General features: G+C 36.4%; 15 protein-coding genes. 2 read left to right on the top strand and 13 right to left on the bottom strand.

Annotated elements, in window-relative coordinates; genetic code table 11:
* Positions 1–30: 30 nt before the first annotated feature.
* Entirely contained in the window at positions 31–375 is a 345-nt protein-coding gene (locus JBW_RS00415) for a hypothetical protein (RefSeq protein ID WP_007960934.1), read from the bottom strand.
* Positions 376–665: 290 nt separating this feature from the next.
* Between JBW_RS00415 and JBW_RS00410 the strand changes: the two genes are divergently transcribed.
* Positions 666–932: a helix-turn-helix domain-containing protein gene (locus tag JBW_RS00410; protein ID WP_007960935.1), complete on the top strand. Its 267-nt coding sequence runs from the start codon at positions 666–668 to the stop codon at positions 930–932.
* Positions 933–1,269: 337 nt separating this feature from the next.
* Here the strand turns inward: JBW_RS00410 and JBW_RS00405 are convergent, their stop codons facing one another.
* The 11 genes from JBW_RS00405 to JBW_RS00355 form a co-directional block, all read right to left on the bottom strand.
* Positions 1,270–2,748, bottom strand: a complete 1,479-nt coding sequence (locus tag JBW_RS00405; protein WP_007960937.1) for a glycoside hydrolase family 32 protein — start codon at positions 2,746–2,748, stop codon at positions 1,270–1,272.
* A gap of 57 nt (positions 2,749–2,805) precedes the next feature.
* Positions 2,806–4,227 (bottom strand): sucrose-specific PTS transporter subunit IIBC, encoded by a 1,422-nt coding sequence (locus tag JBW_RS00400; RefSeq protein ID WP_007960939.1) that lies wholly within the window; start codon positions 4,225–4,227, stop codon positions 2,806–2,808.
* Positions 4,228–4,348: 121 nt separating this feature from the next.
* Entirely contained in the window at positions 4,349–5,335 is a 987-nt protein-coding gene (locus JBW_RS00395; protein ID WP_007960940.1) for a LacI family DNA-binding transcriptional regulator, read from the bottom strand.
* 294 nt (positions 5,336–5,629) lie between these two features.
* A complete protein-coding gene (locus JBW_RS00390) occupies positions 5,630–6,163 on the bottom strand; it encodes a histidine phosphatase family protein (protein ID WP_007960942.1) in 534 nt (177 codons plus the stop codon).
* 33 nt (positions 6,164–6,196) lie between these two features.
* The gene (locus JBW_RS00385; protein ID WP_007960944.1) at positions 6,197–6,823 is read right to left on the bottom strand and encodes a LysE family translocator; all 627 of its coding nucleotides are present in this window, start codon (positions 6,821–6,823) and stop codon (positions 6,197–6,199) included.
* A 129-nt stretch (positions 6,824–6,952) separates the two neighbouring features.
* Positions 6,953–7,384, bottom strand: coding sequence for a GNAT family N-acetyltransferase (locus tag JBW_RS00380; protein WP_007960946.1), 432 nt, complete (start codon positions 7,382–7,384; stop codon positions 6,953–6,955).
* 210 nt (positions 7,385–7,594) lie between these two features.
* Positions 7,595–8,776 (bottom strand): acetyl-CoA C-acetyltransferase, encoded by a 1,182-nt coding sequence (locus JBW_RS00375; RefSeq protein WP_007960948.1) that lies wholly within the window; start codon positions 8,774–8,776, stop codon positions 7,595–7,597.
* Positions 8,777–8,924: 148 nt separating this feature from the next.
* On the bottom strand, positions 8,925–9,578 hold the full coding sequence (locus tag JBW_RS00370) for a 3-oxoacid CoA-transferase subunit B (protein WP_007960957.1): 654 nt from the start codon (positions 9,576–9,578) through the stop codon (positions 8,925–8,927).
* A 2-nt stretch (positions 9,579–9,580) separates the two neighbouring features.
* Positions 9,581–10,240 (bottom strand): acetate CoA-transferase subunit alpha, encoded by a 660-nt coding sequence (atoD, locus tag JBW_RS00365; protein ID WP_007960959.1) that lies wholly within the window; start codon positions 10,238–10,240, stop codon positions 9,581–9,583.
* A gap of 101 nt (positions 10,241–10,341) precedes the next feature.
* Positions 10,342–11,085, bottom strand: coding sequence for an acetoacetate decarboxylase (locus tag JBW_RS00360; RefSeq protein WP_007960961.1), 744 nt, complete (start codon positions 11,083–11,085; stop codon positions 10,342–10,344).
* Positions 11,086–11,323: 238 nt separating this feature from the next.
* On the bottom strand, positions 11,324–12,457 hold the full coding sequence (locus JBW_RS00355; RefSeq protein ID WP_007960963.1) for a GNAT family N-acetyltransferase: 1,134 nt from the start codon (positions 12,455–12,457) through the stop codon (positions 11,324–11,326).
* Between the two features lie 132 nt (positions 12,458–12,589).
* Here JBW_RS00355 and JBW_RS00350 point away from each other — a divergent pair, with 132 nt between their 5' ends.
* Positions 12,590–13,483, top strand: coding sequence for a LysR family transcriptional regulator (locus JBW_RS00350; RefSeq protein ID WP_007960964.1), 894 nt, complete (start codon positions 12,590–12,592; stop codon positions 13,481–13,483).
* A gap of 137 nt (positions 13,484–13,620) precedes the next feature.
* Here JBW_RS00350 and JBW_RS00345 read toward each other — a convergent pair whose 3' ends face one another.
* Positions 13,621–13,863 carry a hypothetical protein gene (locus JBW_RS00345; RefSeq protein WP_036682062.1) on the bottom strand — a complete coding sequence of 81 codons (243 nt, stop codon included), beginning with the start codon at positions 13,861–13,863 and terminating at the stop codon, positions 13,621–13,623.
* Between the last annotated feature and the right edge of the window lie 22 nt (positions 13,864–13,885).

Genomic DNA, 13,885 nt, shown 5'->3' with positions numbered 1-13,885 from the left:
TATCTTTACCATCACAGAATTTCTGTAACGTTAACTATGAGCGATTTTATCTATGTCCATTAAAACCGCCACTGCCAACGCACATTTCTCGATATTTGATACACCACTATCAATCAAATAAAGTACATTGCCGCCATGTACTCCCGGGCAGATATAGTCTTTGTCTATGTTTGCCAGTATTCGCCCTCCTGAAGCACCTTCCCTGATAAAAGTTCCATCAAGGTTAGCGAGTACTATACCACCACTAGCACCCCTACGAATATAGTGCCCATCAATTGATACAACCACCTCACCACTATATGGTTTACGAACATACTTACCGTCCCAGTAAGCCAATATTCTCCCTGTAGATGGTTCACGAATATATACTTCCATGTTAACACCTCGTTTTTGCTTTACTGTAAAATATTTGGCTCGATAAATAGACAAAGATTAAACAAACCTTAGAAATAATTCTTATTAGAATTTATAAACAACACTAATCCAAAGCCATTAGCTGTTATATCAGCATCTCCATTATTAATTTTTTTTCTCTCATTAACCAGACAAATTTATAATTCACCCTTTCATTATATCTATATTGCAATATTATTGCAACTTTAATCATTATAACTGCAATATAAATGACTCCTGCCGCAACTATAATGAAAGGAGAGGTGAATTGCGTGCAGGATAACTTTTTAGATAAGTATCGGGAGATTGGCAGAAGAATAGCCTTTTACCGCAATAAAAGAGGGATTTCCCAAGAATCTCTTGGGGAAAAGATTAATTATAGCAAAAGTTACATAAGTAAAATTGAAGCTCCTAAATCAGAGGTTCCTTATTCGTTGGATGTTTTGTTTGCAATAGCTGCAGGATTAGAACTTGATCCGGCAATTTTTCTTTTGCCGATCAACGAAGAGGATTTTGAAAAGTATAGAACGGATAAATAGAACAGTTTAGATTAAACTCTTAACTGTTTTTATTTTCTAGAGGATGTAGAAAATTTTCTCATATCAGCTAACTCCAATATTTTTATATAATAAAAGTTTTATTTTACATACTATAAATGATCAAATTACCATAAAAGTATCAAACTCCTGTCAAGTTCTATAAGAACCCGAACAGGAGTTTTTTTTGCCGATATGCAGTTTTTTTTAATTTAAAATAATCTGGCACTTATTGCTTATTCAAATTTGCCTCTTTTTTAATAGCAATTCCTCTGGTGTAATAGAAAACATAACCAATGAAATGCGTCCTCCTGTTTATTTTTAAAAATTGCTGCTAAGCCTATATCCCTCTTGTCAAATTATACCTATCAACATGATACGTAAGGGTCCCAGTGGCAGACATTTCGATTCTTGTTATTGTTTCCTTAGGGAATATCCTTGCTGTAAATACTAAGTCACCATTATTGAGAAAAATCTCTACTATGCTCTTATCAACAAAAATTCGAGCGGTAATTCTCTCACCTATCTTTAGTTCTCCAGTCCTTACATATCCATATTCCTTGCCTACACTATTCACAAAGTTTTGTCTATCAATAGAAACTATATTTTTTTTAAGATCAAAACATATAATAAAGGCTTCTCCCTCTGATTTAAATAACGTTAATTGAATCTCAGAACTCTGAATTGCAGTAAATTCTAGGTTTAACTCATAACTATTACTATTGTTTTCCATCTCTACCAGATTACCATCTAAAGTTCCCTGTATATTATTATGATCCTCTCTTAACGTCTCTAGCTCTCTAACAGGTTTTTGCTTAAGCACGTTGTCTTCTAAAATTAATTCTCTTGGCACCGTTAAACAATGGGCCCATTGGTTTATATCCGATGGATATTGGATTTCTGCCATTCCCGCCCATCCAAACATGATCCTTCTACCGAAAGCATCCTGGAAAGTTTGTGGTGCATAGAAATCGAATCCTTTATCTAACTCGCGAGTATATTCAATATCAAAGATTAGTTCATTTATATCTAATGTTCCAACAGCATAGATAACATTATAAAGATTTTGATAATCATGCCCATTTTTCTCCATTCCTTGAGGAGAAAAAACTAAAATATCTTTACCCTGTAACTTAAAGAAATCAGGACATTCCCACATATATCCAAAATTCACCAATGAAGTTTTTAATTCCCCTTTGAAATTCCAATCAATGGCATTATTAGATTCATAAATAATTAATGTCCCAGTTAGATTTTTCCTTTGTGCCCCCAACATCATGTAGTATTTTCCTGAATCTTCCCAAACCTTAGGATCTCTAACATGTCCGGTATAACCTTCCGGTATTCCTGTTATGACAGGATTAACAAATGATTTTGAAGTTTTATACTTCTTATTCATTATGGCTAAGCATTGATTCGCCGTTCTCGTTTCCTCAGAATATTTAATGTTGCCAGTATAAAAAAGAAGTAATTCATCATTTTTTACAATCGCACTACCTGAATAGGCACCATGTGCTTCATATTCTTCTGTAGGAATGATGGCAACAGGCATTCTCTCCCAATGAACTAAATCTTTTGATTTAACATGTGCCCAATGTTTTATTCCGTGTATAGCCCCAAATGGAAACCATTGATAAAATACATGATATTCCTTATTAAAATACGAAAGTCCGTTAGGATCATTTAAGAGTCCACATTCCGGATGTATATGGAAAATAGGCTTCCAAGGATCATTTTTTGAAAACCGTATTAATTCCTCTAATTGTTCTTTTTGTACTTCTAATATCGTAGTATATTTATTAAATTTAAACTGTTTCAATTACATACCCCCTAGACTAAGAGCGCTCAATATTATTTTTATAATCTTCATCTTCCTTTATTTCACATTTTCATATTTTTTAGAAAGGACTATCGTCAATCCAAATGCCACTATAAAAGAAATTGCCATACCAATCATATAGTGCAAGACACTGTCCGGTCGAATCGAAATAATGCCTGGCACCCCTGCTGTTCCAAGGGCAACGGCTAAGGTTTTATAGAAAGTAATATATGCTGAAGCTATCGCGGATCCCGTAATAGCAGCAATAAAAGGATATTTCAATTTCAAATTAACACCGAACATAGCAGGCTCCGTAATCCCCAGCACAGCAGAGATACCAGCCGCAGAAGCAATACTCTTCATTTTCGAATTTTGAGTAACAAAAAAGACCGCCAATGTCGCTGCTCCTTGTGCTACATTTGACATGGCAGCAATCGGAAAAATAAAAGTTCCACCTGTTTTCGTAATGTTTGCTAAAAGTTGAGTCTCTACTGCAATAAAACTATGATGCATACCTGTAATGACGATAGGTGCATAAAGCAACCCAAAGATCCCACCACCAATAAATCCACCAGTAGTATACAACCAAACAAGAACCTCTGTTAATAAATTTCCTACCGAACGTGTTATAGGACCAACTACTGTAAACGTCAGTATTCCTGTAATAAAAACTGTTAATAAAGGAGTTAACAAGTTATCTAATGCAGACGGCATTATTTTTCGTAGAGATTGTTCGATTTTAGCCAATATGAAAGATGCAGCCAAAACAGGTAGCACTGTTCCCTGATAACCTACCTTTTCAATTGAAAATCCCAAAATGTTCCATGCGGGAATTTCACCTTTTGCTAAAGAACTACCATAATTCCATCCATTTAGCAAATCGGGATGAACCATTATCATTCCCAACGTTGCTCCCAAAAATGGATTTCCACCAAAACGCTTGGCAGCTGAGAATCCAATTAGTATTGGCAAGAACACAAACGCAGCGTTTGCAAAAGTATTTATCATAGCAGCTAAATCCTTGGCTTGAGGATATGCTTCAACCAATGACTTACCCGCAATGACTAAGCTAGGGGCAGTAAAAATGTTATTGAGTCCCATTAATAAGCCACCTGCAACAATAGCTGGAATAATAGGCACAAAAATATCCGATAACATTTTTACAAATTGTTGAAAAAGATTCAAATTTTTCGCCCCTGCATCTTTTACATCTTTCGTCGACATTTCCATTATTCCAGTAATAGCGGTAAACGCCTTGTAAACTTGATTTACAATTCCCGGTCCTAAAATAACTTGGTATTGTCCACCAGTTGAAAATGTTCCTTTTACGGCATCCATATTGTCTAGTTTCCCCTGGTTGACGTTACCTTCATCTTTTAGGACAAGGCGTAAACGAGTTGCACAATGTGCCGCAGCGACAATATTTTCTTTTCCGCCAACTGCTTCCACAACCTCTTGCGCTATCTTTGCATAATCCATCTCTTCAGCCTCCCCTAATCGTTTGTGGGATCGATTCCATATGGTATAAAAAAAATAATAATTCCCTACAACTTATCGTTGCACATAAGGGAACGGTTCCACATTTTTATTATAATTAACTCTATTCCAATTTGTCAACGCTTTTTTTCTTAATAATTTGATAATTACAAATTATTAACTTATTTATAATTTCCCCTTTAATAAGCTTTATTATATTTTCGCCAGCAATCGTTCCTGTATTGTTATAGTCAAATCTGACCGTTGTCAATCCTGGGTATATGACTTCAGATACTTTGTATCCGCCAAAACCAACAACTGAAATATCTGCTGGAACCTGTAAATGATTAGAATAGATGCTACCTATTGTACCTAGTGCAATATTATCTGTCGCACAAAATATAAGAGAAGGCTTTTCGTCTTTAATTATACTATTGGACATATTTACGGCATCCTCGATGGCAAAGCTGGTAACATGATAAGAAATATCCATGTTTCTTCCTTCATTTACCGCTTTCTTAAAGCCAGCCTTTCTCTTCACTCCTACAGATACATCATATTCCGGTACTCCCAAATAAGCAATTTTTTTATGCCCCATATCAATTACATATTGAGCCAATTCATAGGCAGCATTAAAATCATCGTATACTATACAATTATATTTGCAATGTTCCTGTCCCATTATGATAATTGGTATTTTTATATTATCAATAGCAATTTGATGTTTTTCTGTTATCTCTGTGGCTAAAAGAATAATACCAGCCACCTTCTGATTCGCAAAACTATATAGACTTTCTACTTCTCTATCTTTATTTTGACTGGTATTTGCTATTACCATTTGATAATTATTTTGTTTTAATTTCTCATCAATTCCAATAAGAGTTCTAGCAGTGGCATAAGAATCCAACCTAGGGATGATAACACCAATAAAATTTGATGTTTTTAATTTTAAATTCTGGGCAAAGGTATTAGGCTCATATCCAGTTTCCTTGATTATTTGCTCTATTCTATCTTTTGCTTCAACACTAACATAACCACCATTTAAATGTCTGGAAACCGTACTTTTCGAAACTCCTGCCAGTTTTGCTATATCAGATATCGTTTGTTTCATATAATTCTCCATACCTTTATCATTCTAGATCTTTAGTCTTATTTCCTAATTTCCAGATTTTTTTGATTTTCCTTCTTTATACTATAGATGCATAGAATAATTATAACCTATTTATACTGGTTTAATCTATAGAATCAAGTGATTTATATACTATTTGACGTCCTATTCTCAACTTTAAAAAGAAGTGGTTTTTTTCTGAAATGCTGAGGTCCCACTCCAAAGATTGAACTCTCCCCCTACTTTTCTTAGTAGCACAAAGCTCTTTATAAAACTTCTTTCTTATTATGCTATCTCTTAGTTTTCAAATAGATATATTTTTCCGCATTCTGCATTTCTGAAATGATCACCCAAAAAGCCTTTATTCTTTAACTCCTTTTGAAGCTGTATCATTAAAAATCCATGTGTTACTACAAGTACGCTTGCCTCAGCTTCTGCAATAATTTCGGAAACAAACTGTTCTACCTTATCTTTAGTCTGCTCGATTAACTCTGTCTGAGACCGATGTGATAAGAACCATGCTATTCTTCCTGCAATTAACCAAAATACATGAGGTAGTTTTATTTTAGAATTAAAAACCGGCATTATAGGTACTTCGCGAATTAATGAAGATTTAAGTATATTTCCTTTGTAAATATACTTAGCTGTATCAATTGCTCGCGGCAAATCACTGCAATAACATTTCTCCCACTTATACGTGTCCACTACTGTATCTACTACTCTAATTGGCGAACAATCATATTCTTTTACCCATTTTTCAAATTCATCACTAGATAATAAATATTTATGCAAACAATTTACTTCAAAATGTCTTACTAAGCCAATTCTCATACTTTTTCATCCTAACTTCATCATTTAGTTATGCTATCTCCGTTCCGAAAAAGCCACCCGCAATCCAAAGCCGATAAAGATTATCCCTGTTATCCAATTTAAATAGACCTGTATTCTTTCATTTTTTGAGATCCAGCAACGTAGTTTCTCGGCTACTACTGCATAGGCGATCATTACAAAAAAGCCCATAATAACAAACATTGCACCAAGCAAAAGCATTTGTTGTTGGGCATAAGCACTTTGGATACTAATAAATTGAGGCAAAAAGCTCATAAAAAACAGCGTAGTCTTTGGATTTAGCGCAGAAGTGAAGAAGCCAGTAAAAAATAGGTCTTTACTCTTCGTTTCCTTCTCCGAAGACTTTATGAACAACTGCTGCTTATTCAAGAAGCATCGTATTCCGACGTAGAATAAATAGCTAGCACCAAGCATTTTTACGATGAAAAACGCCAACGATGACACCTGTAACAGTACTGCTAAGCCTAAAGAAGCTGCCAATACTTGAACCATATCTCCCGCTGATGCCCCTAATACTGCCTTAAATGCTGCTTTACGTCCCTCGGTCATTCCCTTGGTAACAACATATATCGTATTTGGCCCGGGTGATATCAGTAGAATAAACGATATAGAAATAAATAAATATATATTGCTTATTTCCACATGGAAACACTCCTTTATTATATATTTGTTGTTCTCTTAGGCTTGTAACTTTACTTTTATGTTGCTGTAGTCTTCTATGTTCATCATAAGTATCTATTTTTTGTGCTCATTTTTCCAAAATAACATAAATTATTCAATGACCTTTGAAAAAATATTTAAATCCTTCCTTTTATGAAATTTGATATGCTTCCAGAAATTCATACCTTGCTGGTTATTCGAAAACACAAATAAATGACATTTACTTATCCCTTCTTCTTTAAGCTTTGCAAAGCAATTTTTGACTAATCTGCTTGCAATTCCTTTCTTCCTGCAAATAGGGATCACAGCTAAGTGATGAAGATATCCTCTTCTCCCATCATGTCCACATAATATGGCACCGACAATCTGTTGCCCGTCGTCTTCAGCGACAAAACTCAAACCATCATTTCGTTTTAAAAACTTACTTATATTTCCTTGAGTATCTGCATCACTTAATCCTATACCTTCAATGCTTGACCAAAGCCTTACTACTTGTTCGTAATCCTCAATACTCATTTCTCGTATTAAAATTGTATCCTCCAAATAACTCTCTCCTTTATTATATCAGATGTCGGTAGTTTAAATTTCGCATTAATAGTTCCTTAAACCATGTTCATCCTACATTAACGTATATAAAGAGGCTGTGTTCCGAAATTATGGAATACAGCCTCTAGCAAACTTACTAGTCAGTTGTTATGCTTTATTCTACTATATATTTACATTTTTTGTCCACAACACTTTTATATTTAAAGCTTACATTCTTTCAACAATAGTTGCTACACCTTGACCGCCACCTATACACAAAGTAGCCAGACCAAGCTTAGCATTTCTTTTCTCCATGGCGTGCAGCAGTGTTACCAGAATACGTGCACCGCTAGCGCCTAACGGATGTCCAAGAGCAACTGCCCCCCCATGGATATTTACTTTTTCCTTGGCAAACCCAAGTTCCTTACCGACTGCCAGAAACTGTGCAGCAAATGCTTCATTAGCTTCAATTAAATCCATATCATTGATACTAAGACCAGCTTTAGTCAATGCCTTACGAGTAGCAGATATAGGTCCCAAGCCCATAACACTTGGATCAACCCCTCCAGAAGCATAAGAACGAATACGAGCCATTGGTTTAATGCCAAGTTCTTTGGCTTTTTCGGCTGACATCATTACTAAAGCTGCAGCACCATCATTAACTCCTGAAGCGTTACCAGCAGTAACAGTCCCGTCTTTCTTGAATGCAGGCTTTAGCTTGGCTAATCCTTCTATGGTAGTTTCTGCACGAGGAAATTCATCAGTATCAACAATTACTTCACCTTTTTTAGTTTTTATAACAAGCGGCAAAAGTTCTTTTTTGAAAGCACCACTTTTAATTGCTGCAGCAGCTTTTTTCTGTGATTCAACAGCCATCTGATCTTGTTCTTCACGAGTAATTCCATATCTCTCAGCAACATTTTCAGCAGTTACGCCCATATGATAGTTATTAAATGCACACAACAAAGCATCCTGTAGCAGACTATCAAGAACTTGACCATGCCCCATACGATAACCCCACCTAGACCTGTTTTCCAGAAGATAAGGTGCATTCGTCATACTTTCCATACCGCCTGCAACAATAATATCAGCATCTCCAGTCATAATTGCCTGCGCTGCAAGATTAACACATTTCAGACCTGAACCACACAATTTGTTAACAGTAAAAGACGTTACTTCTACTGGTAAGCCTGCCTTGATGGCTGACTGACGAGCCGGATTTGGTCCTTGACCGGCCTGCACTGAATTTCCGAAGATTACTTCTTCAATATTTTCTGGTTTTATGCCGGCACGGGATACAGCTTCTTTTATTACTGCTGCTCCCAATTCACTAGCAGAAAAAGGCGCCAGCACACCGTTAAAACTACCAATTGCAGTACGTACTGCACTTGCAATAACTACTTCTCGCATTGTAATTACCTCCATATGTTATATGCTTGTGTTAATATTTTCACTTTCAATCTTCTAATATTTTATGAATCAAGTATTTTTCCATAAGAATAACAATGACCCCCTCTATTGGGTTGGAATCAAAAGAGGATCATTCTTATACTTAGTTTTATGAGACATTTTTCATGGATATTAAATTGTTACTAATAATTAAATCAGCTTCTGTTTTACCTTTCACTGTTTCAACGGTAACGCCAGGGGCAATCTCCGTCAATAAAAGACCTTTTTCGGTCACACGGAATACACCGAGTTCGGTAACAATTAAATCAACTACACCTTTTCCGGTGAGCGGCAAATTGCAGATCTTCAAAATTTTTGCAGAACCATCTTTGGCACAATGTTCCATTGCAACAATAACCTTCTTTGCACCTATCACTAAATCCATGGCTCCCCCCATGCCAGGTACCATTTTCCCCGGAACCATCCAATTGGCCAGATTGCCTTTCTGGTCTGTCTGCAAACCGCCAAGCACAGTAACATCTACATGTCCGCCGCGAATAAGGGAGAACGACATTGCACTGTCAAACATAGCCCCACCAGGAATAATACCACACAGCTGACCACCAGCATTTACAAGATTGGAATCCGTGCTTTCTCCGACAGATCCCAAACCGATAAAGCCATTCTCTGATTCTAGCATTACATCTATACCTTTAGGCAGATAATTTGCCACCAAGGTCGGAAGACCAATTCCCAGATTAACAACATCACCATCTTTTAGTTCCACAGCTGCGCGTCTTGCAATCATCTCTTTTGCTTTCATATTTAGCAACCCTCCACACAAAAAATCTTATCTACTAACACACCAGCAGTCATAACTTCATCAGGCACAATTTCACCAACTTCAACCAGTTCATCCACCTCAACAATTACAACATCTGCAGCCATCGCCATTATAGGATTGAAATTACGTGCTGCTTTATCGTAAATTAAATTCCCCGCTGTATCTGCTTTCCTTGCTTTTATTAAAGCTACATCAGCGTGTAGTGGTTTCTCCAAAAGATATATCTTACCATCAACACTAATTTTCCGTTTATTTTCTTCCACAATAGTACCTACACCAGTGAGAGTAAGCACACCACCTAATCCTGATCCTCCGCAGCGAATTCTTTCTGCCAGTGTTCCTTGTGGTACAAGTTCCACCTCCAATTCCTTGGCAATCATTTGCTTACCTGTTTCAGGATTGGTGCCAATATGAGAAGCAACAACTTTTTTCACCTGCCGATTGACAATGAGTTGTCCCACCCCTTTATCCGGTACAGCAGTGTCATTTGTAATTAAGGTAATATCCTTAACCCCTCTGTCAACAATGGCATGAACCAGCCTTTCAGGTGTGCCAACCGCTAGAAAACCTCCAACCATTACTGTCATGCCGTCTTTAAAGTACTCGCTTGCTTGTTGAATATTTAATTGTTTATTTTTCATACCTAGCCTCCTTGATTGGGAGATTCATAAGGATTCATTTGGCATTATTGGTACCAAATAAAACCGACAAAGCCCCCTCTTATTGTTACGTCTCAAAATTTCTATTTTTTTTCTGCCAAGTAGTCATAGACCATTTTTACAGGTGCTAATGTTAAATCTGTCAGAATATGAGATGCACCAACAACCTCTAACACTGGCAAGTCTGCCAATGGCGCAAGGGCATGGGCAAATAACTGTAGTCGTGCAGGACCTTTCCATGCACCATGTATAGTGATATCCGTAGTCTGTGTGCGGACAAGCTCGCAGACTTTTGGTTCACCAGTGTACCCCCGCATTATTTTTATCATAAATGTAGGTCTGCCAATTTCCGCGAAGGCCTCTGTTTGATCAATTGGAAAATGTTTATATCCCATTGTTGCAGTGGCTACGCGTAGTGAACCATAATCCAGAGTGCCCACTAACGTATCATTATCCACATATAATTTGGGTGTTGCTAATAATTTGGGAAAAGCACTCACTTCTCTCCCAAATGCAATGGCGGGAAGATTATCCAAATACATAGCATGCAAATAGTCGCCTTCTTCTCCATTAAACCGCACTGGTATAACCTGGCCGCTTTCAGTGTAAGATCCCAAACCAGTCACATCTGGCATACGCATCATTTCAAATCGTACTAGTGGGTCTATAATTTCTAATGGTTCTGGAACCACCCGGCGCAGAGCTGTTAAATCGGTGCGATAAACGATATTAAGATACTCCCGATTGTTAAACCTATAAGTAGTTTTGGGGAAAGCTGGACCCGTCAGCGGCGTTGTAAAGCATTTAAGAACCTCACTTTTTAACATGTAAACCATCCTTTCTTTGTACTGACATTTTTTAAACTTTACTCTCCCTACGGCTGACAATCCCATGTTCACAATTAGATCATTACCAATAGAAAGATTTACAGTTTAATTAATTGGTGCTTCATAAACTTTTAAAAAAATCACCTCCTTAGTATAATGTCTAGTTAATTTCTCTATTTTTTATTCACAAGCCATTTTCCATACCTGTTTGCATCATAGGCTTGCGTAACAGATTAAACTAACCAACTAACCTAATCATATGTCTTGCTTTAAGTTCACATTTTCTAACATAGTCCAATATTTCTTTCGCATTTTTAGAAACGATTTGAACCTTGTTATAATCAAAATTACTTGCATTAAGATATTGTAAAATTAAAGCATCGCCAATAGACATAGCTGGCAAAACACCCGCGAAGAAAAATCCCATTTGTTCAAACTGTTCAGCAAATTTATATGTTAATGGATCATTTAGACTTAAATAGAGAAGTATGGCTTCCGTGTTCTTTGCCAGCATTTCCTTCATCTTTTTTTTCACACATTCCACAATATCAGCACCATATCTGCTTACTTTTATACTTGCGTTATTAAGTTTTGGAACAATTTTCGCTTTTATCAAAGAAGTTTCTTTATAACTGTGATCATCGTAATGGCACTGTGGTTCTTCCCAATTCGGAACCGCACCTAGATTTCCATAAATATCTAAAATCATTTTTCTATGCTGACTCGGAGGATAAATAATCTTATCTTTTCGATTCTGCAATGAATAGTACGTTAAAACTAAGCTTATCCTTTGCGATTGTCTATTTGATATATCTTTTATTTCCGCTGGAGGGTAATTTCCTAGTAAGCATCCACAATCTTTAAAACCACATTTATACATTGCTAATTGTGAATATATATGCTCAGAAATTGGTGGAGAAAATAAACCAGAAAGATTTTTCGTGTACGAAAGATCCTCTTTCATTACCCGATTCATCATTCTGCTAAATATATTCATATTTCTATAGTCAGGTCTTACCATTACCATTGATGGTTCACCAAGTTTACATTCTTCTTTAGTACCAGTTCGTGCAACATTACCAATGATTTCATTTCTGAATAAAGTCATATGACCAATTATTTCACCGTTCTTATTTACGGCCACTAATGATTTCATTACACCCCGCTTGTTGTATTCAGCGATATGCTCAGGGTAATAAAAATTCTCATAAAAATATGTATATCCATAACATTGATATATAAGACGCACTACATCAACGGCCTCACAGAGTTTCATATATCTAATCTCAACGTGATCGCCGTCTTTTTTTGCTAATAATATCGGTATATCTTTCCCTTTGACGGAAATGATCTCATTAGATACTTCACACATAAATGGTTCCTCCATTTCAATATGGTATTTTTTTGTATTCATGGAAGTAGTATACAAAAACTGACAAACTGCGTCCAATACTTAATCTATAATAGACTTATACTTTATTAATATAAAACAAGGAGACCTTCTATGGAGTTGCGCCACTTAAGATATTTTGTAGCTGTTGCAGAAGAATTACATTTTACCCGGGCCGCTGAGCGTTTAAACATGGCACAGCCCCCCCTTAGTCAACAAATTCGCCAATTAGAAAGCGAATTAGGCGTCCAGTTATTTCAGCGAACTAAACGTCAAGTTGAACTAACAGCTGCCGGAAAGAACTTTCTCAAGAATGTATATAAAATCCTTATTGACCTCGATAAAACATGTGATTCTGCACTAAGGGCACAGAAAGGAGAGATTGGTAATATTATAGTGGGATTTACTGGAACAGCTACCTATGATATTCTGCCAAAGCTATTACAACCTTATCGAAGTAAATTTCCATCCGTTGACATTTCGGTACTTCAATTGAGCACTACAGATCAAATTCAATCATTACTGAACGGAGAAATTAATATTGGCATACTCTGTGCCCCTATCAAAAACTCTCAATTAAATTTTGAGGTTATTCACCAGGAACCATTCATTATTGCCATGCCCAGAAACCATCCCTTAGCCTCAAAATCAGGTCCAATTGAGGTACAAGAGTTTTCAAAAGAGTTATTCATAATGATTCCAAGAAACTCGGGACAAATTTACTACGATACTATAATAAATATTTGTCACAATGCTGGTTTTAGCCCCAATATTACGCAGGAGGTGCATGAACTACATACATCCATATCACTTGTTGCTGCCGGAATGGGAGTTGCGCTAGTGCCCGATTCAATCCAAAATCTCCGGGTAAGGGGTATTACTTATCGCCAATTAAAGAATTCAGTGTCAACTCTTAAAACAGCTTTAGCATGGCGAAATGATGAAACCTCTCCACTTGTGCACACATTCATTGCTTTAGCCAAGAAAAGTATACAGAAATTGGCCTAAGTATTAAAAAAGCAGCATCTCCCTTGTTTTTTTTACAAGGGAGATGCCGCTTTAAAGGCCTGCGGGACACATACCATTAAAAATATCCGAATACCGAAAGGCATAGCATTCGTTCAAATACGAGGGAAACATACTGATTAATTGCCGATGATTTTTTTAACTGCTAGGTTCATCTTTTGTCTAAACTCTTCATCCGTCACCTCTTCACTATGAACCCGTAAGATTTCACCTTTTATTTCATCATAAAGCTTCATTGTGTTCGTCTCACAATATAACAGATCCTTAAATGCATCTTCAACGTTATTAATATCACTCACCTTTACAGATTTAAGCTTTTCGGCTACACATTTTAATTGTTCATAAATCGTTGTAGACATCATTATCATATCACCTCGTTCATAT

The organism is Pelosinus fermentans JBW45 (assembly GCF_000271665.2).
In the GTDB taxonomy this organism is placed as follows: Bacteria; Bacillota; Negativicutes; order DSM-13327; family DSM-13327; genus Pelosinus; species Pelosinus baikalensis.
This window is presented reverse-complemented; position numbering and strand designations above follow the sequence as displayed.

Excerpts from the sequence above, each read along its gene's own strand:
- JBW_RS00415 (WP_007960934.1), bottom strand. The coding sequence starts at position 375 with ATGGAAGTATATATTCGTGAACCATCTACAGGGAGAATATTGGCTTAC.
- JBW_RS00400 (WP_007960939.1), bottom strand. The coding sequence starts at position 4,227 with ATGGATTATGCAAAGATAGCGCAAGAGGTTGTGGAAGCAGTTGGCGGA.
- JBW_RS00395 (WP_007960940.1), bottom strand. The coding sequence starts at position 5,335 with ATGAAACAAACGATATCTGATATAGCAAAACTGGCAGGAGTTTCGAAA.
- JBW_RS00390 (WP_007960942.1), bottom strand. The coding sequence starts at position 6,163 with ATGAGAATTGGCTTAGTAAGACATTTTGAAGTAAATTGTTTGCATAAA.
- JBW_RS00375 (WP_007960948.1), bottom strand. The coding sequence starts at position 8,776 with ATGCGAGAAGTAGTTATTGCAAGTGCAGTACGTACTGCAATTGGTAGT.
- JBW_RS00370 (WP_007960957.1), bottom strand. The coding sequence starts at position 9,578 with ATGAAAGCAAAAGAGATGATTGCAAGACGCGCAGCTGTGGAACTAAAA.
- atoD (WP_007960959.1), bottom strand. The coding sequence starts at position 10,240 with ATGAAAAATAAACAATTAAATATTCAACAAGCAAGCGAGTACTTTAAA.
- JBW_RS00360 (WP_007960961.1), bottom strand. The coding sequence starts at position 11,085 with ATGTTAAAAAGTGAGGTTCTTAAATGCTTTACAACGCCGCTGACGGGT.
- JBW_RS00355 (WP_007960963.1), bottom strand. The coding sequence starts at position 12,457 with ATGTGTGAAGTATCTAATGAGATCATTTCCGTCAAAGGGAAAGATATA.
- JBW_RS00350 (WP_007960964.1), top strand. The coding sequence starts at position 12,590 with ATGGAGTTGCGCCACTTAAGATATTTTGTAGCTGTTGCAGAAGAATTA.
- JBW_RS00345 (WP_036682062.1), bottom strand. The coding sequence starts at position 13,863 with ATGATGTCTACAACGATTTATGAACAATTAAAATGTGTAGCCGAAAAG.